14 protein-coding genes and 1 tRNA gene are annotated in these 21,302 nt (G+C 56.8%); 6 read left to right on the plus strand and 9 right to left on the minus strand.

The annotated features are described in order from the left end of the window. Positions 1–2: 2 nt before the first annotated feature. The 4 genes from J3U88_RS06835 to J3U88_RS06850 form a co-directional block, all read right to left on the minus strand. Positions 3–75, minus strand: a tRNA-Gly gene (locus J3U88_RS06835). A gap of 75 nt (positions 76–150) precedes the next feature. After that, positions 151–1,338, minus strand: coding sequence for an aminotransferase class V-fold PLP-dependent enzyme (locus J3U88_RS06840; protein ID WP_207857786.1), 1,188 nt, complete (start codon positions 1,336–1,338; stop codon positions 151–153). Between the two features lie 10 nt (positions 1,339–1,348). Continuing rightward, on the minus strand, positions 1,349–1,762 hold the full coding sequence (locus tag J3U88_RS06845; protein WP_207857787.1) for a RidA family protein: 414 nt from the start codon (positions 1,760–1,762) through the stop codon (positions 1,349–1,351). Between the two features lie 162 nt (positions 1,763–1,924). Further along, positions 1,925–2,851, minus strand: a complete 927-nt coding sequence (locus J3U88_RS06850; protein ID WP_207857788.1) for a hypothetical protein — start codon at positions 2,849–2,851, stop codon at positions 1,925–1,927. A 490-nt stretch (positions 2,852–3,341) separates the two neighbouring features. Between J3U88_RS06850 and J3U88_RS06855 the strand changes: the two genes are divergently transcribed. The 3 genes from J3U88_RS06855 (at position 3,342) to J3U88_RS06865 (ending at position 6,186) form a co-directional block, all read left to right on the plus strand. Further along, positions 3,342–4,943 (plus strand): ATP-binding cassette domain-containing protein, encoded by a 1,602-nt coding sequence (locus J3U88_RS06855; RefSeq protein ID WP_207857789.1) that lies wholly within the window; start codon positions 3,342–3,344, stop codon positions 4,941–4,943. Between the two features lie 44 nt (positions 4,944–4,987). Continuing rightward, entirely contained in the window at positions 4,988–5,584 is a 597-nt protein-coding gene (locus tag J3U88_RS06860) for an NTP transferase domain-containing protein (RefSeq protein WP_207857790.1), read from the plus strand. Positions 5,585–5,748: 164 nt separating this feature from the next. Continuing rightward, positions 5,749–6,186, plus strand: a complete 438-nt coding sequence (locus J3U88_RS06865) for a hypothetical protein (protein ID WP_207857791.1) — start codon at positions 5,749–5,751, stop codon at positions 6,184–6,186. A 13-nt stretch (positions 6,187–6,199) separates the two neighbouring features. Here J3U88_RS06865 and nrdD read toward each other — a convergent pair whose 3' ends face one another. From nrdD to J3U88_RS06890, 5 genes are all read right to left on the minus strand, one after another. Continuing rightward, positions 6,200–8,233: an anaerobic ribonucleoside-triphosphate reductase gene (gene nrdD / locus J3U88_RS06870; protein WP_207857793.1), complete on the minus strand. Its 2,034-nt coding sequence runs from the start codon at positions 8,231–8,233 to the stop codon at positions 6,200–6,202. Between the two features lie 742 nt (positions 8,234–8,975). Beyond that, positions 8,976–9,929: a class I SAM-dependent methyltransferase gene (locus J3U88_RS06875; RefSeq protein WP_207857795.1), complete on the minus strand. Its 954-nt coding sequence runs from the start codon at positions 9,927–9,929 to the stop codon at positions 8,976–8,978. Positions 9,930–10,208: 279 nt separating this feature from the next. After that, positions 10,209–13,142: a PD40 domain-containing protein gene (locus tag J3U88_RS06880; RefSeq protein ID WP_207857797.1), complete on the minus strand. Its 2,934-nt coding sequence runs from the start codon at positions 13,140–13,142 to the stop codon at positions 10,209–10,211. 128 nt (positions 13,143–13,270) lie between these two features. After that, positions 13,271–13,948 (minus strand): hypothetical protein, encoded by a 678-nt coding sequence (locus J3U88_RS06885; RefSeq protein WP_207857800.1) that lies wholly within the window; start codon positions 13,946–13,948, stop codon positions 13,271–13,273. After that, on the minus strand, positions 13,945–14,406 hold the full coding sequence (locus J3U88_RS06890; protein ID WP_207857802.1) for a tetratricopeptide repeat protein: 462 nt from the start codon (positions 14,404–14,406) through the stop codon (positions 13,945–13,947). Before J3U88_RS06890 ends, J3U88_RS06885 begins: the two co-directional genes overlap by 4 nt. Before the next feature lie 489 nt (positions 14,407–14,895). On the opposite strand from J3U88_RS06890, the gene dprA reads away from it, so the two are divergent. The 3 genes from dprA to uvrA all read left to right on the plus strand — a co-directional run bounded on the left by dprA (position 14,896) and on the right by uvrA (position 21,302). Further along, a complete protein-coding gene (dprA, locus tag J3U88_RS06895) occupies positions 14,896–15,981 on the plus strand; it encodes a DNA-processing protein DprA (RefSeq protein ID WP_207857803.1) in 1,086 nt (361 codons plus the stop codon). A 9-nt stretch (positions 15,982–15,990) separates the two neighbouring features. Next, complete coding sequence (gene topA, locus J3U88_RS06900; RefSeq protein WP_207857804.1) at positions 15,991–18,306, plus strand: type I DNA topoisomerase; 2,316 nt, start codon at positions 15,991–15,993, stop codon at positions 18,304–18,306. 164 nt (positions 18,307–18,470) lie between these two features. Then, positions 18,471–21,302 carry an excinuclease ABC subunit UvrA gene (gene uvrA / locus J3U88_RS06905; protein WP_207857805.1) on the plus strand — a complete coding sequence of 944 codons (2,832 nt, stop codon included), beginning with the start codon at positions 18,471–18,473 and terminating at the stop codon, positions 21,300–21,302.

Consider the following 21,302-nt stretch of genomic DNA (forward strand, 5'->3'; position numbering starts at 1 on the left):
AAAGCGGGAGACGGGATTCGAACCCGCGACACCTAGCTTGGGAAGCTAGTGCTCTACCAACTGAGCTACACCCGCATCTTTTTTGTAAGAAGGCTCGGCCTATTTTTACACCTGTTGCCGCTTGTGAAACAACCATTAAAATGGGCCGAGTCAGCATTTTCCTGTGAATGATTCGTTTGTCGGTGCCTTCCGTCCCTCGCGCCAGCCCGTCAGCGCTTCCAAAAGGGCGTCGATTTCGGCGCGTTCGTTGTAAAAATGTGGGGCGATGCGCAGGTAGCCGTCCGGGGTGGCCACCGCAAAACCGGCGCGATCCATCGTCTGCACGCAGGATTTCAGTGCCGACGCCGCCAGTGGGAAGCTGACGATGCCCGCGTCACAATGATCCGTCAGCACTGGGAACGCACGGGCGGCCAGTTGTTCGCGGGTGTATCGGGCCAAATCTTGGATTCGTGTCGCAACCTTGTCCAGGCCGACCGTCAACAACATCTGGAGCGCCGCGTCCATGCCCGCGTAGGGATAAGGGCTCATGGTGCCCCACTCGTAGCGCGTCGGTTCCGCGCGGTAGGCCCGCTGGTAATCCACGTGGCCCCCGCCTTCAAACAGAAAGTCAACCGGACGTTCCTGGCTCAGCCAACCCGCCAGGCGCGGTCTTAACTTGGCTTGCCAATCCGGGTTGACGTAGAGGTAGCCGCAGCCCTCTGGTGAGAGCAGCCATTTGTGGGCACCGCTCGCCACGAAATCGAGCGGTGTTTGTTCCAGGTTGAGGCGCAGTGCCGCCAGACCTTGAATGGCGTCGACACAAACCGCCAAACCGAAGCGTTCGCGCAAGGAGGAGAGTTGCGCGAGATCTTGGGTCCAGCCCGTTTGGTACTGAACCCAGCTAACCGCCATGAGTTTGGGGCGGCGGGCCATGACCTTGTGGAAGGCCGGGGATTCGTCGGCAAGGTCTTGGAGCGAGAGCCAAAAAACCTCGAGATGGTGATCGCGGGCCGCTTGGAGCCAGGCCAAAATGTTGGCCGGGAACTCGCCGCGGATCAGCACCAGACCGTCACCTGCTTGCCAGGGGAACTCTTGGGCGACCGCCGTGATCGCGTGGGTCGTATTGGCGACCAGGCCGATGTCGCCGACCGCGCAGCCCAGCATTTGGCTTAAGTGGCCGCGCACCGCGGCGCGGTGGTGGTTGCCTTGGGTCCAGCCGCGCATGCCGTGTTCGGCGTAGGTTTGGATCATCGCCGTCATCGCCGCTTGTACCGGCGCGGCCAGGGGTGAAATCGCCGCGTGATTGAAGTAGCCGCGATAGCGTAAATTGGGAAAATAGGTTTGGCGGTAATCGACCATGGAAACCTCGTTATGCTTCGGATGTGACCGCGGCAACCACCGCGTCGACTTCGATTTCGACCAAGTGCTCGGGATCGATCAGGCGGCTAACCGCAACCATGGTGGCGGCCGGGTAAATAGCGCCAAACACCTCTTGGTGGGCGCGCCCGATTTCCTGCCAATCGTCGATCCGCGTAACAAACATGCGGGTGCGCACCACATCGTTCAGGGTCGCGCCCACGGCAACCAGTGCCTTTTCGATGATGGCAAAAATCGCTTTGGCCTGGCCGTAAGGATCGCCGACGGCCAGGACCGTGCCGTTGGGATCGGTGGCGGTGGTGCCGGCCACGTGAATCGTTTGGCCCACGCGCACCGCGCGGCAGTAACCGACCTTTTGTTCCCAGGGAGAACCGCTAAACACACGGCGGGGAGAAGGTTGTTTCATGGCGAGTCCTTTCAGTGGGGATGGTTCGGGGCCATCATCGCACATTTTGACGCAAAAGGTCGCAAGATGCCTCGGAGCCTCACGCGGCCATGATCCCGCCACATGCCGCCGGCGTCACGGGATCAACCTTGGCGTGACCTTCGGGTTCGTTAGGGTGTTGGGTCACATTGATGCGCGATCTTTGATGTGTAGCTCCGGGTCCTCGGGGTCGAAGACGAGATATTGGGTTCCCTTTGTATCGGTCCCTACAATGGAAAGCCGGGTTTTTGTGAGCGTGTTTGCTTTGATGGTTCCGTAGGTGTACTTAAAGGGACGTCCGTCGGCTTTGCGTTTGCCGTCTTCGTCGTAGAAGTGATTGAATTGTAGTGAAATAGCACCATAAAAACTGAGATGTGTCGATGCTTTGTAGCGCATCTTGCCAACCTGATCGTTTGAGGCATAAACGGGATCGTATGGGTCTTGGTAGATTGGTTTCGACTTTTTTGATGTTCCCGTTTCGAAACGGGAAACGATACCTAAGCCCGGTTCGATCAGATAGTGCATCTGGTTTGCGCCAATTAAGTATTGCGCCTGGTCCTTGCTCGCGGAGAAGGTACCTCTCGCTTGGATTTTCTGATTTGCGAAATCGATAAGTGCGTAGGCTCTTTCCTCTGACAAGGTGCTATAAGACATGACACCGATTCCCTGCGCGTAGGTGTTCACGGCGATGCTTCCTGCGACTGCTAGCGCGTCATAGCCTTCCCAGCGATTAATGAAACCGGTTTGCAGCAATGTGCCCGTAAAGCTCAGTTCGGCATACTTACTGCTGAGATTATCAACGAGGAAAATAGAGTTGTGCCCAGGGATAATCGTTGAAAAAAGCGAGTGGTTTAAGCGCTCATCGCGAACTTCGAGGCATGTTTCTTGGACGTAATCATAAATGACGAGATAACTCTTTGGTCTTCGCGCGTTCGGAAAGACCCAGGCAAAGGTTTTGTTGTCGATAGAAGTCGAGGAAACAATGTCTTGGAATGAAACCTCGTCAAGTTCCACCTTGCTTACGGCTTGGTTTTCTCCTATCAGCAACATTAATCCAACAAGAACCCACATCGCGTACTCCCAAAGTCAGCATATTTATTTTTTCAAAGGCGACATCCCGTGCGGTCGTGCTTGATTGTCCCCCATTTGTACCGCGCATTTATCTGGGAAAAGCGGGGATTTTTTTGACCAATAGGTCGCGGATTGAAGGGTTGGATGGGTGCCTAGTGAGGGGTGAGGTCATTGGGGCCTGACCTGTTTATCGGCCGCGCGCCGCTTCTAAACTTTTTCACGGAAAGGAGAAAGCCGGCGATGTTTACCAGAAGCGACCCGGCTGTAACCAGGGTCGTCGTGGGGCCGCCCCTCCGGGTGAAGGTGCCGGCCGTGCGTTGATCCCGGCCGGTGCCCATGGTAAAGTGGTCGGTTTGCCGGGAGAAGCACCCGCGCGATGCGGTTGCGGCGTTTCTTTTTTGACGATCCATACCCGTTTCTCCCGCTCGCATTCGATGCGAATAACGGTTTGCGGCGCCGCCACATTACAGTTGAAACATTGAGGGCCATCGTGATTAGTGTTAGTGATTTGACTTTGCGGTACGGCAGCCGCGTGCTGTTTGAAGACGTCAGCATCAAGTTTACGCCGGGCAACTGCTACGGCATCATCGGCGCCAACGGGGCCGGGAAATCGACCTTCATCAAGCTCCTCTCCGGCGAGATTCCCACGCAAAGCGGCGATGTCCACATGACGCCCGGTTCCCGCCTCGCCGTCCTGAAACAGAACCACTTCGAGTACAACGACTACGAGGTGCTGGATACCGTGATCATGGGCCACAAACGCCTCTATGAGGTGAAGAAAGAGCGCGACGCCTTGTATGCCAAAGCCGATTTCACCGATGAGGACGGCGTGCGTTCCGCGGAGCTTGAAGGCGAGTTCGCCGACCTCAACGGTTACGAAGCCGAATCCGAGGCCGGCTCTTTGCTCAACGGTTTGGGCATCAAAGATGCCGATCACGCCAAAAAGATGAGTGATCTCGAGGACTCTTTTAAGGTTCGTGTTTTGTTGGCCCAGGCCTTGTTCGGCAACCCCGACATCCTGCTCCTTGACGAACCCACCAACCACCTTGATGTAGCGTCCATCACCTGGCTGGAAAACTTTCTGTACGATTTCGAAAATACCGTGTTGGTTGTGTCTCACGACCGTCACTTCCTCAACAAGGTCTGTACCCACATTGCCGACATCGACCGTTGCCAAATGAAAATGTTCGTCGGTAACTACGACTTTTGGTACAAATCCTCGCAATTGGCGCTGGCCCAAACCCAGGACCGCAACCGCAAAAAAGAAGACAAAATCAAAGAACTCAAAGAATTCATCGCGCGTTTCTCTTCCAACGCATCCAAGGCCAGGCAGGCCACCGCGCGCAAAAAGCAACTCGACAAACTCAACCTGGAAGACATCAAACCCAGCTCCCGTAAATACCCCTACATCATCTTCCAACCCAACCGCGAAATCGGCAACGAGGTTTTGGAAGTGGAAGGGCTCAGCCGCACCATCGACGGCGAGTTGATGTTCAAAGATGTGACCTTCCGCCTTAGCCGCGAAGACAAAGTGGCGATTGTGAGCGACAACGGTTTGGCCATCACCGCCTTGATGCAGGTACTCGCCGGCGAAGCGCCCGCCGACAGCGGCCACTTCAAGTGGGGCGTGACCACTACCCAGGCTTACTTCCCCAAGGACCACGACAGTTTCTTCGACGTCAAACTCAACCTGGTTGACTGGTTGCGTCAGTACTCGGAGGAACAGGATGTCAACTTCGTGCGCCAGTTTCTCGGCCGTATGTTGTTTTCCGGCGACGAGGGGCTGAAAATGGCCGGCGTTTTGTCCGGTGGTGAGAAAGTGCGCTGCATGTTGTCGCGCATGATGATGTCCGGCGCCAACGTGTTGATGTTCGACGAACCCACCAACCACCTTGATCTGGAATCGATCACCGCCTTAAACGACGGCATGATCAAGTTCGGCGGTTCGCTGATGTTTACCTCCCATGACCATGAGTTGACCCAAACCGTTGCCACGCGCGTGATTGAGCTGAAAACCGACGGTGGTATTGAAGACCATCTCGGCAGCTACGACGAGTACTTGGAAAAACGCAACGCGGCCGCCTCGGCCTAAGTTTGCGTCAAAACCCTCAACCTTTGCCCCGTGTGGCGGCCGTTGTGCTTGCCGCGGGGCGCTCTCGGCGCATGGGTGCGCGGCGCAAACAGTTGTTGCCCTGGGGCGATAGTATTTTGTTGCGGGCCGCCTTGCAGCCTTTCACGACCCTGTCGCTCCAGCGATTGGTGGTGGTGATGGGTGATGAAGCGGAAGTCGCGGCGCCTTATCTCGCGGATGTGGATTACCAGTTGCGGGTCAATCCAAACCCCGATGCCGGGATGGGTCACAGCTTGGCCTTGGGCGCCGCCGCGTTGCCGGCCGAAGCCGATTGTTTTTTTGTTGCGCTCGGCGATATGCCCTTGGTGCGACCCGCCACCTTGCGCACCTTGCTGCAGGCTTTTGCCGAAACGTGCCGCCGCGGGGTTGCCGCGCCCGTGATCGTACCGGTTTTTGACGGGCGGCGAGGTCATCCCGTTTTGTTTGACGGCGCCCGACGCGCCGCATTGACCGGCCTTCAGGGCGACCGCGGCGCCAAGGAACTGCTGCGCCAATGGGGCGAAGCCGTGGTGCCCTGTCCCGTGGACGATCCGGGTGTGGTCGGCGATATCGATCAGCCGGACGATTACCGTCGTTTGTTGGCCGAGGCCGGGATTATTTAATCTTTGGCGTAAAAAAGTGCCTTTTCCAGGTAACCCCGGCCTGTTAACTTGTTTTGCCTTTGGATTTGTCGTACTTTAGGAGTAATCACGTTTCGTCCGCCCTGTTTTCTAGAAACCTTTATCTCGGCCTCGCTCAACCGGTGCGTGGCATTTTCGGATAACCCATGTCGCAAATTAACAATGCCGACGATTTAGCCCTACGCGGGTTTTTACCGAGTGTGGTGTCGCCCAATCCGACACTCGGCGGTCAGGGTATTGGTGGACGTGGCGGGCGCGGCGGTCGCGTTGACGCCGGGGATCGCGATACCTTTGACTTTGACGAACTCGAACAAAATACCGTCGATGCGTTGGCCGACGAGCAAGACGAGGCTGCCGCTTCCGAGGGCGAATCCGGCGCCGGTGTTGCCGCGGGCGGCTCGCGCGGACTGGGCGCAGCCGGTTTTAACGCCTACGAACAAAACCAAGAGCCACCGCCGTTTCGCGGTAATTTTGAGAACCAACCCAATGTAAGCGCCGGTTTTGCCTCGTTTTCCTACCGGGTCCAGAATGAACCGACGCTTAGTTTTGGGGCCCTCGGCGGCAATCTCGATCTGGTTGGTTAAGCCGGGTGCCAGATTACCAGGGCAAATCCTGTTGGACGGGCACATGGTAGTGGTCGAGGCGGTGACGGATGCGCCATTCCGACCGTTTGCCCAGGCACCAGGTCGAAACCGGGGAGTAGCCGGCTTGGCAATAACCGTAGGGTGAGACCATCGCGCTGCCGCAGCTTGGGCAGTTTTCGTTTTCGCTGGTGGTCGCAAACACCGAGTGGCAGCTCATGCAAACGGTTAAATCCGGTGCCGGTTGTAGCTGGCTAATGCCCGCGTTGCGCGCCTCACCCAGCAAACGCTGGAGCAAACCCGCGTCGTTGCCGGTGCCGCCGTGCAGGAACAGCACCGTGTTGTGCAAACCACTGAAGAAGCGGTGCAGCTTGCCCTCGTGGCGGAACCGTTCGCGCCAGCCGATGGCTTTAAACGGCAGGATATTGGGGCCCTCGGTATAAATCGGGTGGGATTGGTCCGGTTCGTGGATCAGGTAGGCACCCGCATCCTTGGCGTGGCGTTTGAAATCGAGGTACGCGAAGCGGTAGGCGACGTTGTCGTTTTTGGTGCAGGACAACAGCATCCGCATTTTGTGAATGCGGTTGCGCACCCCAATATCGCCTTCAATCGCCGTCAGGATTTTGATCGCGGTGTTGGTGATCGCCTCGGCCGAGCTAGACGGTGAGCCGTTGAGGGCCGCCGCCGCTTCACCCAAACCGATGAGCTGCATCGGTTGGGTCGCCTGGTCGATTTTCAAAAAGGGCTGGTTACCCAAGCGGTGGCGCAAGAATTGGAGCGGCCCGCGGTTGCCGTAGGCCATCAGGCGCGAAATGAACAGCCGTTTCTGGCGGTGCGCCGTGACCGACACATTAAAAATACGTTCGACTTCTTGCCAAAAACCTTGCTCATCGCGGCCGAGCGCCATGGTTGGCAGGTTCACCGCCAGCGAACTGAGCGAAAAGCCGCGCATTTGGGCCGGATGCTGCATGGCCTTGAGGTAGTCGGAATCGTTTAGATTGAAATAACCCATGGCGCCGCAGTCGCGGCGGCTATCGCTAAAGGCGATGCGTGGGTTGCCGTGGCGGAAGGCGACCTCAACCAATTTTTGGTGCAGGTGGTCCCAAGGCGCGTTGCGTTCGTTGAGGTGAAATACAATTTGGGGTGAATGCCAGGGGTTGCCGCGCGCATCGCCGTTGGCCAGCGCGTTGAGCAAGACCTCGTTGAAACGAACCAAGGTTCGGCCATAGTCCCCGTAACTCCGGCCCATTTTTTCGCCGCCCGGCCCCACCGCGAGGGTGCTGACCAAGGTTTTCGGCAGATCCAAATCAAAGTCCAAAATTACCTGGCGATACAGGCCGCCGCGCTCCAAATCAAGCTGACCGAATTCGTACAGCATTTGCTGGGCGAACTGGTCCAATTCCGCCTCGTTCATGGGTTCCAAAAAGGGGAGCAGCAGCGTGTTGACGTGGCCCCAGTGGATGTCGCCGGCGAAGTGGTTCTGCAGTTCATGGGTGAAGCGGATCAAGTGGGCCAGCAGGACGTCCGCGTGTTTGGCGGGCCCGGCCGAGGGCGCGGAACGCATGACCGGCAGACCTTCGTGTTTGAGGTAATCGGGGGTCAGAAAAACGTGGTGGGGTCGGTCGATGGCGCCGAGGTGAAGCAATTCGAGGCGGCCCTCGTCATGGGCTTGGACCACGTCCTGCTGGTAAATGCGGCGGCAGGCGAATTGGGCCTTAATGCGTTGGGCGATGCGTTGCGAGGTGGCTTCCGGGTTTTGATCGGCGCCGGCCCCGTAACCGACGGGATGGTAAATATTGAGTTCCACATCGCTGAGCGACAGTTCCAGGGATTGCAGCGGGATGGCGCCTACGGGGAACCCTTCTTGGCGCAAAAGTCCGGTTACCCAATGCAAAACAAGCGAGGGCGGGGTTTGTTCCAGGCCCAGATGGTGGGCGTTGGCCTGCACGCGGTGAATGACCTTTTGAATGACCTCGCCGGGGATTTGGCTGTCTTTTTGGAGGGTCTCGCGTAAACGGTTGAAATCCAGCGTTTGCGGTTGGTGGTCCATGCTCCGAAAAATGGAGGATTGGAGTTCCGACTCGGTCAGTTGATCGAGGTGTAAAGAGCTGGCACCGCGTGAGTTGTTTGGTTGTTTATTGCCAACGCTAACCAAAGCTTCCGGCTCCCTTCGATGACCTATCCCGGCACAAGGTGAGGGGTTGATGAGCGGGATATTTGCGCGCGCGGTCTTAAAGTGCACCGCCGTTCCCGTGCATCATACCAAAGATCGCCAACCATCGCTTCTCCGTTTCCATTTGATGAGGGAATGGCTGGGCAATGTGTCGGATTGTGGCTGACCCGGCGAACCGCGGGGGGTGGGTGCCGGCCCCTGCAGGGCCTACACGCCGGGAACTCCCGAGGACCCTGGGTAACGGGTTGTTCCACAACCCGTTACCCAGGGCTGAAATCCGTTACACCGCCGGTGTAACCAGAGGTGGTTCGCCGTTGGCTCACATTTTAAATCAGTGGTGGACCCCGCGTGGCGGTGTGCGTACCCGCGTAGGGGTACGCCGGATCAAGCAACGTGCGTGGATTACGAAAACCCGGAACAAGCCACGGACGCAGATTATGCAATGCCGCAACAAGGCACGGACGCAGGTTACGCAATGCCGGAACAAGCCACGCGCGTGGGCACGCAATGGCGGTCAAGGCACGGACGCAGGTTACGCAATGCCGGATTAAGGCCACGGACGCAGTTTAGGCAATGCCGAATCAGTCACACGCGTGGATTGCGAACGTGGGGCTTCTGCTCACCCGAGCTTGCGCATTTTGCCGCACCATATCCAATCCTCGTGGAGGATGTAGCGGCGCTTGTGGTTAAAACGTACGTAGGGCACACCGTCGGTTTGGTAGAACATTTCGAACTGGTCGTCGAGCAATTCGAGCATGGCGTCGAAATGACCTTCATTCTCAAAATCCCAGGGCGTGCAAATCGATAAGGTGCCGCCGGGTTTCATGATGCGCATGATTTGCACCAGGACCGCGGCCGGGTCGTCAATTAAATCGAGCACATGGCCGCAGTGGACCCAATCGAAAAGCGGCTCATTAAACGGCATTTGCTCGATGTCGCCGCAGATGACGGTGGCGTTGTCGACCGCCTTTTTCTTGAACGAGGCGCTCTGACGGCCGCGCGAGGGGTCAAAGAACTGGGTATTGATCTCTTTTTGGCGCAGCAAATGGTTGGCCGTGGCGGCCAGGAAGAAGTTGCGCTCCAAACCGATGACTTGGTTGCACATTTCCGCCATCTGTTGGGTCATACCGCCTTGACCGCAACCCAAATCGAGACCCAGGGAGGGGTGGTGCGCGCCGATGGCGTCCAATACCAAATCTTCAGGGGTCTGAATCTCAAGGTCTTGAATGAAGCTGGGCAGGCCGAGGTTCTCCCAAAAGCCGGGATAACCTTCACCGAGGATCTCGGAATCCATGGGCAGCGGTTCCGGCTGGGCAAAAAAGCCGTAGCGTTTAAAGAACCATTCTTTGATGTCGTCCTTTTCACCCATCTGCGCCATGGCCCGACTCACCGCCATGAGTTCGTTGGTGAGGTATAAGTCAATGTCGGGTTGTAGGACGGGCGTGCCGCAAAGGCGCGGGTAAAGGTCGTCTTCCCCGTCGGCGCCATACAGCCAGGGTTCAATCTCGGCCAACTTGGTTTCGCTTTCCGGGCTACAAACGATTTCGAGAAGAGACAGATCGTGATAGGTCATAAGCGGCACCTTCCAGGCAAAAAATGAACATCGTGTCGGACCGAGGTAGGGGTGGGTTGTGGGAACGGGGTTTGGCTCATTCTAACCCGGAGTATGGGCGCGTGGGCGAGAAAAACGGGATGGGATGGATATGGTGTTAACTTAATGCTTCGGCGGCGATTGTCAAACGCTTTACCTGAACTTGGTGTCGCGCGGGGTTTCCCCCGTGAACTTCTTCACCAACAAAAAAGGCCGCCCGAAAGGGGCGGCCCGTTGCCATTGGGTGGGTAAACACCCGCTTTAGAATTTACGACCAATCCAGAAACTGAACCGGCTGGACGAGGGGAACTCGTCGAAGTTGGTGCGCTTGGCCCAGGTCCAGTGGACGTCCAAACCCAGCAGGTTCATGCTGATTTCAACCCCGTAGGCGCCCAGCAGGTAGCGGGGATCGGGGTTTTCCGGGTCCCAGGGACGGGAGAGGGGGTCGTTGGGATCGGCGTCCGTGTCTTGGAATTCCCATTCGAAATCGAAATCTTCGAACCAGGTGCCGCCCGCGTCGACGAACATGCCGCCGCGGATGTTGTAAAACGCGAAACCGGGGAATTGCAGACGGTCGATGAGTGGGAAACGCAGTTCGAATTGGGTCAGGAACCGGCGTGAACCGACGAACTCTTGGTAGCCGTAATCGCCGCGCAGGTTGTTGTTGCCGCCGAGCGCGAAGAACTCGGGTGTGTCGCCGTCCGAATGGTTGTAAATCGTGCGGAAGGCGATCAACGAACGTTGGGTCAACTCGCGGTAAGCGCGGAAGTCGAAGCTGTAGGTTTCGTAGTTGTCGAGCACCGTACGCACGCCCACGTCAAGGGCCGTCCCGTGTTGCGGTCCCCAGCGTTGGTAGCGCAGGGTATCAAACGAGAAGTTGATGTAGGCGTAGGGTTCGGTGAAATCCACGTTGGTAAACACAAAGGACGGTTGCGAGGGGTCGTCCTCCGCGCCCGGGTTGGGAATGAAGCGGAACACGTCTTGGTCCGACATACCGCCGCCGATATCAACCCGCGAGAACAGCGAAAACGGATAGCGCATGTAGCCGCCGAGCTGCACGTTTTTGTAACGACGCTCCAAGCGGGCACGACCGGAAGCCGAGGAGAACGTAAAGGAATCGACAAAAAACTCCTGTAGCGACTGGAAGCTGGCGCCCCACTGCAGCCGACGTGTGCGGTTGAGGTAGTTAACGTAGTAATTTTCAAGGCTCGAAACCGAGTAGGTCGTGATATCCAACACGTGGTCGCCCAAGGTGTCGGAAAAGGAAATCGCCGAGTTCGATATGAAGCGACCGTCGTCCGTGGCGCCCACGTTCACGTTGACGTTGCTAATCGAGAAGTTGTTGCGCAGGCGGTACTTTTTGTACTGCTCGTCTTTTAACTCGATGTTGGCCGACATGTTGTAGTTTTTGACGTTGGCGAAGTTGTCATTGGCCACGTCGTAAACCGCCTCACGCGCTTCCGGTTTATCCATGCGGTAAACCCGGTAGCGGCCCTGGTAATAGGCGGTGAAAATTAGCTGACGCTGTTCTTCACCTTCCTTGTGGTCGAAGATCACCCGTTCCTGTGGCGAAAAGGCCCCGGTCAGGATGTTGGTGTACTGTTTCTTAACACCCGATTCCAGATCGAGCTCGTAGATGTTGTAGATGTCGTCGAAACGGTCGGAGGCAAAGTAAATCGACGTCATGTCGGCGCTGTAGGCCGCCTGAATGTCGTTGCCCAGGCCCGAGGTTAACTGAACCTTGTCGCCCTTAGCCAAGTCCAAGACGAAGACCTTAAAGAAGCCGTTGCGCGAGGAAGAGTAGAGGACTTCTTTGCCGTCCGGGCTCAGGCGCGGGTTGCGGTCCAGGTGCGGGTCGTTGGTCAGGTTCAACAGTTGTTCCGTGTCGCGGTTGTAGCTAAACACGTCGTAAAAACCGTTGACGTTGCCCACGAAGTACAGCAGGCTACCGTCCTTGGAGAACACCGGCGACTGGGCGTCGCGCAGCCCGTCAAAGATCACTTCTTGGCGAATGGAACCCTTGAGCACGTTGACGATGTACAAACGGTTAGAGCCTTCCTTGCGGGCTGAGAAGACCAATTCGTTGCCGTCACTGCTCCAGGCCAAATCGTTGATGCCGCCGAAGGCGCCGACATTGATCTCGTTGTAGCGGTTGGTGTAGCCGCGGGTCAGGTTCTTGAAAATGCGGCCGTCTTTGGTCGAGATCAACACCAGGTCCAGCTCGTTTTTGATCGGAACGATGGCCGCGAACAAATCGCCGCTCGGCGAGAGTTCGGGAGAGAGCGTGGTGATCGCGCGCCGCGTGCGAATTTCACGGGCGTAATCGTCCGGCTCTTCTTTTTCCGGCAGCAGGGTCACGTACCGCTTGCGCAGGTATTTGCGGAACTGGCGGTCAAAATCCTCGACCGGCATCTCGAATGCCCGTTCAATCGCGGCCGGTACGTTGCCGGTAATGTTTTTGCGGTACTGCCACAGGAAGTTACGCACCCCCTCGATGCCGTACTGCTCTTCAATGAACTTGAAGGCCGCGTGACCAATCCGGTAGGCGATAAACGACAGCGAGTTAAAGTTGCCCAGTGAGGAAAAGTTCGAGGAAATCGCCGCGTCGCGCAATACCATGCGGTCCAGGTTGTCCTCGTCGTCGGCCACATAGGACGCCATCCCTTCAATGAACCAGGTCGGCGCGTTGGCCCGCACAATCGAACTGATGCGGTTGTTGTAGAACATGTCGTACTGGAAAATGTGCGTCAGTTCGTGGGTGAGCAGGCTGTAGTTCTTTTCCGGCTCCTGATCAAAGGGCAACACCATGCGGCTCTGGAAGGGTTCGGCAAAGGCACCGACCGCGCGCGGAATAAAGCCGGGGAAGATGTTGGTGAGTTCGAACTCTTCGTGGGTCTTGAAATAAATCAAGGGCACCTTGAAGTTCAGATCGTGCTGCAACTTTTCGGAAACCTGGCGGTATGCGGCCTCCGACATATCCACCACGGTCGGCAGCAGGTTGGCCGCCGATTCGTAGTAATACACCTTAAAGTGTTCCGAGTGGTAAACTTTCCACTCGAAGTTTTCATAGGGGATTTTGTTTTTCCCCCGCGCCATCGCGGAGGGGACCAGGACTCCGAGGAGCAACCCGATCATGAGCGCGCGCGGGCCCACCCGTGGACTGCGCGTGTTGGTTAAAAGCCGGCCTTGATTCAAGACAGATACCTCCTCGGCACGAAACGCCGGTTATGGGAACCGGACATCAGGGACGAATGTGACGCCTCGACGGTTGTCGCCGAAACGCCGCGCGTAAAAGATGTTAGGGAACGGTTGGGACTGAACACTCAGAGCAAAGATCGTTCCGCCTTAACGACGGTATTGGTAAACAAACCCATGACCCGGTCGGAAACCCGTTGCAACAGCTCGTTGTAAACCAGTTGCTCGTCGACGTTGTCGCCTTCCAAATCGGTTGAGTCGCGCATTACCCCGCGGTAAAGCAGCTTGCCCTCATTGAGTTCGTATACATAAACATGTAACTCCAGGTTGAACCCGGTCACCTCGACAAACTGGCTGCGGTTGTAACGGCGCCCGAAGGAATCCGTCGAGCTGACTTCTTTGAAGCCGCTGCGGTCCAGAATGTTGAAGGAGATTACGCCGGTGATGGCAAGGGTTTCCTCCGCGTGGAGGAAGTTGAATTGACGGAAGAAGGGCTGTTGCCGTGCAAAAAACTCGCGGGGGTCTTTTGCACTCAGGTCAACCTTGTCTTCTTCCAGGATGTCCATCACCTCGTTGCGTTTGAATTCGCGAGTGAAAAAGTTGATCGCCGTTTGTTCCGTATCGAAATCAACCCCTTTTACATTGGCCACGAATCCTGGAAAGTACAGGTAATCGTAGTTGGTGAGATCCAACTTGGGCGGCAGAGGCAGCTCAATACGAACGGACTTCCCGGCGCCCCCGCAGCCGTAAAACAGGCATGCAGCGAGCAGCAGGGTCAAGCGGCGGGCGTTAGTATGCTCGATCATGGCCGGCCTCCTGATTCAGGTTGTGACGTTTGTTTGACGGGGCCCGTTTCTTGAGGTTCCGCGCCTTTACGTTGGCGCTCGCGGGCCAATTGCCGTTGGTGACGCTTGTAGAAACTCAAAAATCGCTTGTAGTTCTTGCGAATGTCGTTGTTGTCTTCGTTGAGCTCCAGCGCGCGCTTGTACAGGTCGAGTGCCTGCTCGTAATCGCCGATGGACTCGTAGGCGACCGCCAAGTTGTTGGTCGCGCGTGAGTTGTCCGGGTCGGCTGCACGTACCTTTTCCCAGCGGAAGATGGCCTCGCGCCATAAATCGTACTCGGCCGCCTTGCGTCCGAATTGAAGCTCCTCGCCGATGAGGACGCGGTCCAGTTTGGGTTTGCGTTTTTGGGTCGAGCTACCGCAATTCCATGCGGTACATGCGAAACCCAACAACAGCAATACGGTTGCAACAGCCTTCATGTGTGCTCCTTTGAAACGGATCAATCGGGGCCTGCCGGTACGTAGAAAACACCCGTTGAATTCAGGTACTTAAATGAGGAAAACGCCAGTATCCCGAATTCTATGCCAAAAGAGGCCGATATGCCCACCACTTCGTCTAAATATCTTTAAAGCTAAACTGATACTTTTCACCTATAGAAACTTTTTTACGGCGGCGATCAAGGCCCCGCGTCCCCTGGATGCTGCACTGTCATCCGTTGGCGACGCCCCCTTGAGGGGACAGCCGTGCCCGTCGCGGATCTTTTTGGCCTTACCCCGCGTGCGCCCGCGTTTTTGGGAAAACCACGTCCTGTATTTTTCGCCGGGCCGTCCTTGACCCGGCCGCATCAAGCGGTTAGGTTAGAACTACCAACCACACGCTTTTCTCTCTGCAACCGAACACACCGAGCCCCTTGCATGTTGCGAAAAGATCCTGGCTTTTCACTTGGTGGCTCGTGAAGGTTGCTTAAAATGAACGATTTACGAAGGAAGCTGATTCTGGCCGTTTCAGCGCGGGGGCCACTCGCCTTGTTGCGCGCATACCAACAACACCGCATGGAGCATCCCGGTGCCGCCTGTGAGGCACATTTGGCGCGGGCTGTCGAAGCATGCCCCGCTTCCGGGGACGCCGAGGTTTTTTTGGCCCGCTGCCGTTCCGCCTCGATTGAGGTGGTGACCTTGCTCGACGATCATTACCCGGCCCTGTTGCGACCCCTGGAAGATCCGCCCCTGCTGCTTTTCTACCGCGGCGACCCCCGCGCTTGGGGACGCCCCTGCACCGCGCTTGTCGGCGCCCGGGCTTGCTCCAATTACGGGGCCGCCGTTGCGCGTCGCTTTGCCGTCGAATCAGCCCGTCGCGGCGTGGCCGTGGTTTCCGGGCTCGCGCTCGGCATTGATGGTTTCGCCCACGACGCCGCCGTTTCCGCCGGCGGCTGCAGCATCGCCGTGCTGGGCAGCGGCTTGAACGCCGTTTATCCCCGGGTCCACCGCCCCCTCGGCGAACGGCTCATCGCCGCCGGTGGTTGTTTGATCAGCGAGTTTCCCCCCGACGCCCCGCCCAAGCCCTACCATTTCCCCATTCGCAACCGCATCATCAGCGGTTTGTGTCGCGCCGTGGTCGTGGTCGAGGCCGCCCTCAAATCGGGAAGCCTCATTACCGCACGCCATTGTTTGGATCAGGGGCGCGAGCTTTTTGCCGTGCCGGGACCCATCGACGCCGTCGCCGAACGGGGCACCCACGCCCTCATTCGCAACGGAGAGGCACAGTTACTCGACCATCCCGATCAATTGTTCGCCGGTGAGCCTTTGACAGGGGATCAAAAAAATTCGGATCAACAAACAAGCAACGCTTGTTTTACGGATCCGCTCGCCAAAAAAATTTACCTGGCCCTTGACGCTTTTGTGCCTCTACCCTTAGATAGAATACGGGCCAAGCTTGATGAAAACGTCGAGATCGGCCTCGTGATTGCGAAACTTTGCGAACTTGAAGCCCAAAAATGGGTTGAGAGTTATCCCGGTCAGTGTTACCTTCGCAATCCGTTGCGAAACGTGGTTTAGGAGCGCTCCATGGCAAAATCCCTCGTCATTGTGGAATCCCCGGCGAAAGCCAAGACAATTAACAAGTACCTCGGCAAAGACTTCAAGGTACTTGCATCCATGGGGCATATTCGTGATTTGCCGACCAACAAACTCGGTGTCGATCTCGAACACGACTTTGAACCCGACTACACCGCCATGGCGTCCAAACGCAAAATTATTTCCGAACTCAAGTCCGAGGCCAAAAAGGCTGAGTCCGTCTACCTCGCCCCTGACCCTGATCGCGAGGGGGAAGCCATTTGCTGGCACCTGCAACAGGGTGTCATTCCCGAGGGCAAGCAGGTTTTCCGGGTGATGTTCAACGAAATCACCAAAAAAGCCGTTCAAGCCGCCATCGACAACCCCGGCGCGGTGAACATGCACCTCGTCGACGCCCAGCAAGCACGGCGCATCCTCGACCGCCTAGTGGGTTATTTGATCAGCCCCGTGCTCTGGAAAAAGGTGAAGCGCGGTATCTCCGCCGGCCGCGTGCAGTCCGTCGCACTGCGCATGATTGTGGATCGCGAATACGAAATCCTCGCTTTTGATCCCGTTGAGTTCTGGACCTTCGTCGGTCTTTTCGAGGGCAGTAGCAAGCCCGAATTCAAAGCCAAGCTCGTTAAGTGGCAAGGCGAAACCCTCAAGCAGGGCAACAAAGACGCCAAGCGCAACATCGCCAACGCCGAGCAGGCCGACGAAATCGAAAAAGCTCTGAAGGCCGCCCAGTTCGCCATCTCCAGCGTGAAACGCAAGGCCAAAAAACAAAATCCACCACCGCCGTTTACCACTTCCAAGCTTCAACAGGAAGCCTCGCGGGCGCTGGGTTTTACCGTTAAGAAAACCATGATGCTGGCGCAGAAGCTTTACGAGGGCATTGAAATCGACGGCGATCCCGTCGGTCTGATCACCTACATGCGTACCGATTCGATGCGGGTCAGTGAGGAAGCCATCAACCAGGTGCGCGAGTACATCGGTGAACAGTTCGACGACACCTACTTGCCGGCCGAAGCGCGGCGGGTGAAGCAGAAAAAGAACATCCAAGACGGTCACGAGGCCATTCGACCCACCCACGTGGAGTTTTCTCCCGAGTACCTGGCCAAACGCCTGGAGAAAGACGAAGCCCGTTTGTATACCCTGATTTGGAAACGTTTTGTCGCTTCCCAAATGGCCGCCAAGGAAATGGACGAAACCGTTTTGGAAATTACCGCCGCCGACGGGCTCTTTGAGGCCAAAGGCCTGGTAACCACCTTCGCCGGTTTCACCACCCTTTACACCGAGGCCGGCAGCGAGAAAAGCGAATCCGGTAACGACTTGCCCAAACTGGAAGAAGGCGAAATCCTCAAGGTGAACGAACTGGAAAAGAAACAGAACCACACCAAACCGCCTTCGCGCTACACCGAAGCCTCGCTTGTTAAAGCACTTGAAGAAAACGGGATCGGGCGTCCATCGACCTATGCCGCCATCATTGCCACCATTCAAAACCGCGATTACGTGGAAAAACGCGAGGGCCGTTTCCTGCCTTCCGATCTCGGTGTGGTTGTTACCAGCTTGTTGACCACCTCCTTTCCCGATTTGATGGACACCCATTACACCGCCCGCATGGAAGGCCGTCTGGACGAGGTAGAACACGGCTCTTTGACATGGAAACACCTGCTTTCCGACTTCTACGGTGGCTTTGCCGAGCGCCTCAAAGAAGCCGAAGAGAAGATGCCCAACATCAAGCGCGACGGCTTGGAAACCGACCTCAAATGCGACGAGTGCGGCAACCCCATGGTGATTAAAACCGGTCGGTACGGCCAGTTTCTCTCCTGCTCCAATTACCCCACCTGTACCGCCGCCAAACGCATCAAAGACCTCAGCCCCGACGACACCGAGATGCCCATGCTCAAGGGCATGATCGGCAAAGTGAATGAGGCGCCCGAGGCGCTCAACAAGCCTTGTCCCGACTGTGGTCACGATTTGGTGCGTCGCAACGGCCGCTACGGTGAATTTATCGCCTGCTCCAATTACCCGGATTGCCGTTACATCCACAAAGAGTTGGTCGGCGTGAAGTGTCCCAAGGGCAAGTGCGACGGCGATGTGCAAGTGCGTAAGTCCAAAAAAGGCAAGGTCTTTTACGGTTGCACCAAATACCCCAAATGCGACTTTGTTTCCTGGGACAAACCTACCGGCGAAAAATGCCCCAACTGTCCTGCGCCAACGCTTTACGAAAAGGTGCGCAAGAAGGAAACTACGCATTATTGCAATAACAGCGAATGTAAGTTTTCAAAGGTCATCGAACCCGAGGAAGCCGCCGCCACTGTCTAAGACAAGGTCCCTCGCTACACCCCTTTTTTCAGGGATCTCAAATCGGGACTTGCGTCCGCGCCGGCTTGCGCCTTTAATGAGGGTTCGTTTCCGCCGCCCGGTGGGATTGTCTCGGCGATCCTCACCGCTTCAGTTCTTTTTGCGGCGTAGAGGAGTTGTCACCCATGACGCAATCGTCGATTCAGGTCAAAGGCGCCAAAGAACACAATCTCAAAAATATTGACGTTACCCTGCCGCGCAATGAACTCGTGGTCATCACCGGGGTCTCCGGTTCCGGGAAGTCGTCGCTCGCTTTTGACACCATCTACGCCGAGGGCCAGCGTCGTTATGTTGAATCGCTTTCCGCATATGCGCGCCAATTTTTGGACCAAATGGAAAAACCCGATGTGGAGTCGATTGAAGGGTTGAGTCCCGCGATTTCCATCGAGCAGAAAACCACCAGCCGCAACCCACGCTCCACCGTGGCGACCGTGACCGAAATCTACGATTACCTGCGCCTGTTGTTTGCGCGCATTGGAAAACCTCATTGCCCCCAATGTGGTGAACCCATCGAAAGCCAAAGCGCCTCGCAAATTATTGAAACCATCATTGGCTACGAACCCAAAACCGCCTTGCGCTTGCTGGCGCCCGTCGTGCGGGACCGCAAGGGCGAGTACCGCAAACTGTTTGTCGATCTCAAAGCGCGCGGTTATACCCGTGCCATTGTCGACGGTGAGGAGGTTCGCCTCGACGATCCACCCAGCCTCGATAAAAACTACCGCCACACCATTGAAGTCGTGATCGACCGCATTAAGGTCGACCCCGAGAAACGGGACCGCATCGCCGACAGCGTCGAATTGGCCCTCGAACTGGGTGAAGGGCTGCTTAAAATCGACTTTCCCAAGGACCCCGAGCGCGAGGCCGTGACCATGAGCGAGCACCTGGTGTGCTTGAGCTGTACCCTTTCTTTCCCGGAGTTGCAACCGCGCGACTTCTCCTTTAACTCGCCCCACGGCGCCTGTGGCACCTGTGACGGGCTTGGTGAGAAACGGGCGTTTGATGAGGATTTGGTCGTCCCGGACCCCAAGCTCACGCTGGCCAAAGGGGCCGTCGCCGTCCTCGAACAAATCACCGATTCTTGGCTGTCCAGTATGGTTGAGCAGTTGGTCGCTTTTGAAAAGGTCTCCAAACACAAACCGTTTAACGAATTACCCGCCGAAACCCGCAAGCGCTTGCTTTACGGCGACGATCAAGAACGGACCTACAAATATGAGGGGGAACGGGGTCGTTACGCGTTTGATTTGACCTTCGAGGGCGTCATTCCCCACATGCAGCGACGGTACCGCGATTCCCAATCGCAACGCGTGCGCGAAATGTTGCAAGCCTTTATGGCCATGAGTCGCTGTGTTTCCTGCGGCGGGCATCGTTTGAAGCCCATGTCGCTGGCCGTGAAGATTCGCGGTGAGAACATCGCCCACTATACCCACCTCTCCGTGGCCGACGCCTTGGCCGCCTTCGAAAACCTGGCCCTGGTCGGGAACGAGGTGGTGATTGCCGAAAAAATCCTCAAAGAAATCAGTGAACGCCTGCGTTTCCTCAACGATGTGGGGTTGGGTTACCTAACCTTGGATCGTTCGGCCGGCACCTTGTCCGGCGGCGAAAGCCAGCGCATCCGTTTGGCGACCCAGATCGGTTCCAAATTGACCGGTGTTCTGTACGTGCTGGATGAACCCTCGATTGGTCTGCACCAGCGCGACAACCGTCGCTTGCTGGATACCCTGAAGAGCATGCGCGATTTGGGCAACACCGTTTTGGTGGTGGAGCACGATGAGGAAACCATCGCCGAGGCCGATTTTCTCGTGGACATTGGGCCGGGCGCCGGGGAACACGGCGGCGAGGTGATCTTCGCCGGCAAACCCGAGGCCATCAAGGAACATCCAACCTCGCTGACCGGCATGTTTTTGAGCGGTCGCGAGTCCATCGAAATGCCGACGAAAAGGCGTACCTTCAACAAACGCAAAATGGTGAAGGTAAAAGGCGCCGCCCAGAACAACCTCAAAAACGTGGATGTGGCTTTTCCGTCCGGTGTGTTCACCTGTGTGACCGGTGTTTCCGGTTCCGGGAAATCCACCCTCGTTCACGAAATCCTCAGTAAATCCGCGCAAAAATTGCTCAACCGCTCCAGCGTGCGACCAGGGAAACACAAGGAAATCAAAGGGCTGGATCAGTTCGACAAGATCATTGAAATCGATCAGTCGCCCATCGGTCGCACCCCGCGCTCCAACCCGGCAACCTATGTCGGTTTGTTTGGGCCGCTGCGCGAATTGTTTGCCGCCGTTCCCGAATCGCGGGCACGTGGCTACAAACCCGGTCGTTTTAGCTTTAATGTCAAGGGTGGGCGCTGCGAAACCTGCGAGGGCGCCGGGGTCATCAAAATTGAGATGCACTTTTTGCCCGATGTCTACGTGACCTGCGAGGAATGTAAGGGACGGCGTTACAACCGCGAGACCTTGGAGATTCGCTACCGCGGTAAAACCATCGACGAAGTGCTGAACATGACCGTCGAGGACGCCAACACCTTTTTTGAGAACGTCCGCCAGATCAAAAACCGCACCCAAACCTTGATGGATGTTGGTTTGTCCTACATCCGGCTCGGTCAACCGGCGACCACCTTGTCCGGTGGTGAAGCGCAGCGCGTCAAACTCAGCAAAGAGCTGAGCAAACGCGACACCGGCAACACATTGTACATTCTCGACGAACCGACGACCGGCTTGCATTTCGCCGATGTGAAGAAGTTACTGGCCGTGATTCAGCGTTTGACCGACCACAAAAACACCATCGTCGTCATTGAACACAACCTCGATGTGATTCGCTGTGCCGACTACATCATTGATATGGGTCCCGAGGGCGGTATTGGCGGCGGGCAAGTGGTTGCGGTCGGAACACCGGAAGAAATAGCCAAAACGCCCGGCTCCCATACCGGTGAATTCCTGCGGCCCCTGCTGTTGCCCAATTAA

It is taken from the genome of Acanthopleuribacter pedis, assembly GCF_017377855.1.
Taxonomy (GTDB): Bacteria; Acidobacteriota; Holophagae; order Acanthopleuribacterales; family Acanthopleuribacteraceae; genus Acanthopleuribacter; species Acanthopleuribacter pedis.

What these genes read in the sequence shown, in the direction of transcription:
- topA (WP_207857804.1), top strand. Translation starts at nt 15,991, where the DNA reads ATGGCAAAATCCCTCGTCATTGTGGAATCCCCGGCGAAAGCCAAGACA.
- J3U88_RS06865 (WP_207857791.1), top strand. Translation starts at nt 5,749, where the DNA reads ATGTCGCAAATTAACAATGCCGACGATTTAGCCCTACGCGGGTTTTTA.
- dprA (WP_207857803.1), top strand. Translation starts at nt 14,896, where the DNA reads ATGAACGATTTACGAAGGAAGCTGATTCTGGCCGTTTCAGCGCGGGGG.
- J3U88_RS06885 (WP_207857800.1), bottom strand. Translation starts at nt 13,948, where the DNA reads ATGATCGAGCATACTAACGCCCGCCGCTTGACCCTGCTGCTCGCTGCA.
- J3U88_RS06890 (WP_207857802.1), bottom strand. Translation starts at nt 14,406, where the DNA reads ATGAAGGCTGTTGCAACCGTATTGCTGTTGTTGGGTTTCGCATGTACC.
- J3U88_RS06845 (WP_207857787.1), bottom strand. Translation starts at nt 1,762, where the DNA reads ATGAAACAACCTTCTCCCCGCCGTGTGTTTAGCGGTTCTCCCTGGGAA.
- J3U88_RS06875 (WP_207857795.1), bottom strand. Translation starts at nt 9,929, where the DNA reads ATGACCTATCACGATCTGTCTCTTCTCGAAATCGTTTGTAGCCCGGAA.
- J3U88_RS06850 (WP_207857788.1), bottom strand. Translation starts at nt 2,851, where the DNA reads ATGTGGGTTCTTGTTGGATTAATGTTGCTGATAGGAGAAAACCAAGCC.
- J3U88_RS06840 (WP_207857786.1), bottom strand. Translation starts at nt 1,338, where the DNA reads ATGGTCGATTACCGCCAAACCTATTTTCCCAATTTACGCTATCGCGGC.
- uvrA (WP_207857805.1), top strand. Translation starts at nt 18,471, where the DNA reads ATGACGCAATCGTCGATTCAGGTCAAAGGCGCCAAAGAACACAATCTC.
- nrdD (WP_207857793.1), bottom strand. Translation starts at nt 8,233, where the DNA reads ATGGACCACCAACCGCAAACGCTGGATTTCAACCGTTTACGCGAGACC.